Annotated in this window: 1 protein-coding gene and 2 pseudogenes; 1 reads left to right on the plus strand and 2 read right to left on the minus strand. The window is 58.8% G+C overall.

The features are described from left to right. Nucleotides 1-128, plus strand: a pseudogene (locus FS320_RS51330) (IS481 family transposase); the annotation flags it as partial. A gap of 45 nt (nucleotides 129-173) precedes the next feature. On the opposite strand, the pseudogene FS320_RS51335 reads toward FS320_RS51330, so the two are convergent. Together FS320_RS51335 and FS320_RS43025 are read right to left on the minus strand one after the other, a co-directional pair. Beyond that, nucleotides 174-467, minus strand: a pseudogene (locus FS320_RS51335) (Gfo/Idh/MocA family protein); the annotation flags it as partial. A 165-nt stretch (nucleotides 468-632) separates the two neighbouring features. Further along, complete coding sequence (locus FS320_RS43025) at nucleotides 633-1,541, minus strand: Gfo/Idh/MocA family protein (RefSeq protein ID WP_342211977.1); 909 nt, start codon at nucleotides 1,539-1,541, stop codon at nucleotides 633-635. Nucleotides 1,542-1,631 lie beyond the last annotated feature (90 nt).

The raw sequence follows: 1,631 nt of genomic DNA on the forward strand, positions 1-1,631 counted from the left end.
TGCGAAGCCGCCTGGCTGCCGAGCCGAAGCTCGCCAACCGCCGCTACAAGCCACCCGATGCAGACGCGTTGCCGCCAGCCCTCCAGGTCATCGCTCATGCCAAGGAGGTCTCGCATCCAGACAATTAGACCGGCCATACGCTCGGCATCCATGATGCGAAGACAATCTTCAGATGTGGCAGCGAGCGGTTTCTCGCACAGGACGGGTTTTCCGGCACGGATCGCCGCCAGAACGAAATCGCCGTGTGTATGATCCGGCGAGGCAATGATCACAGCCTGAATATCTGGACTGTCGATCAGTTCAAGTGGATCAGTGTCTACCCGGGCGCCGGCTGCAGCTTCCCTGGCCCGGGCCGGATCCGCATCTGCTACGGCGACCAAATGTGCGCCAGACACATGGCTACGGATAAGGCGGGCGTGATCTGACCCCATGACACCAGCGCCAATGACTCCGACCCCTATACTCATTGCACATCCCTCCACATACAGTCGGCCCGTCAGCGTCTATGATTCAGGTCCACCGCTGACTTTCGCCAATTGACCCATTCTTGGAAGACCGAACCCGACCTCAACATTCGTCGCGAAGTGGCACGACATTCGGTTCGACATCACGATGCTCGGACATCGCTCAGTTCAGAAAACCAGCCTTCGCTCCACCGGCGGGAATGCGCGAACGCCGCTTGGCGACAGCTGTGAGAGGCTCGGCGATGACTCAATCCGCTGTGACCGTCCCGTGCGAGCCGCAGCCTCGATCGCCAGAAGAGCTCGAACGTCTGCCAACCCTTCCCGACCATCCGCTTCGGGCGGTTTGTCCTGAAGAATACAATCAGAGAAGTAGGCAACTTGGCCACTGAAGTGATCGACGTGAGGGAAGGATCTTTCCGTAACGTGACCGTCTTGGGTTAGCCTCAAGCGTGTCGCCGTTTCAAATCTGAAACCGGGCGACATTTCGAGGTCTCCTCTGGAACCGATGACGCGGTACATATCGAGAGGAGCCGCGCCGAAACTTGCAACAAACGTGGCGATGCGGTCGCCAGGGAACTTGAGCGTGGCGCAGATCGTCTCTTTTACCTCGGCGAACCGCGGATCATTGTCACCATGCCCCCCGACGGCGACCGCTTCATAAGGTTCGCTGCTGAAGACATGGCGAGCGGCATTGAGGCAATAGACGCCAATGTCCTGCAAAGGGCCTCCCCAATGTTCGCCTTTCAGGCGGTGGTTCGACTCGGCGGATTGGAAGCTGAATACGGAGATGAACAGCCGTGGGTCGCCGATGTCACCTCGGCGGATCGCCTCCAAGCCTTCAACAGTCCCAGGTTCGTAATGAAGGCGATATGCCGTCATCAATTTGGCCCCCGACCGTTCAGCAGCGGCGATCATGGCCTCGCACTCCGCGACGGATGTTGCCAAGGGCTTCTCGACCAGTGCATGTACGCCCGCATTCGCGGCCTTGATCGTGAAGTCTGCATGCATCGAGTTCGGCAGCGCAATATAGACAGCATCCACTAGATCCTTAGCACAGTGATTTTGACGGTTTGACACCGCCAAGCTCGTGCTGCGGACTTCGCATCTGGTACCGAGGCCCCGTCCAATGGGGATCAATCCACTTGCAGATCCCGCACCGCTTCGAAG

The sequence above is a fragment of the Microvirga tunisiensis genome (assembly GCF_009296175.1).
In the GTDB taxonomy this organism is placed as follows: domain Bacteria; phylum Pseudomonadota; class Alphaproteobacteria; order Rhizobiales; family Beijerinckiaceae; genus Microvirga; species Microvirga tunisiensis.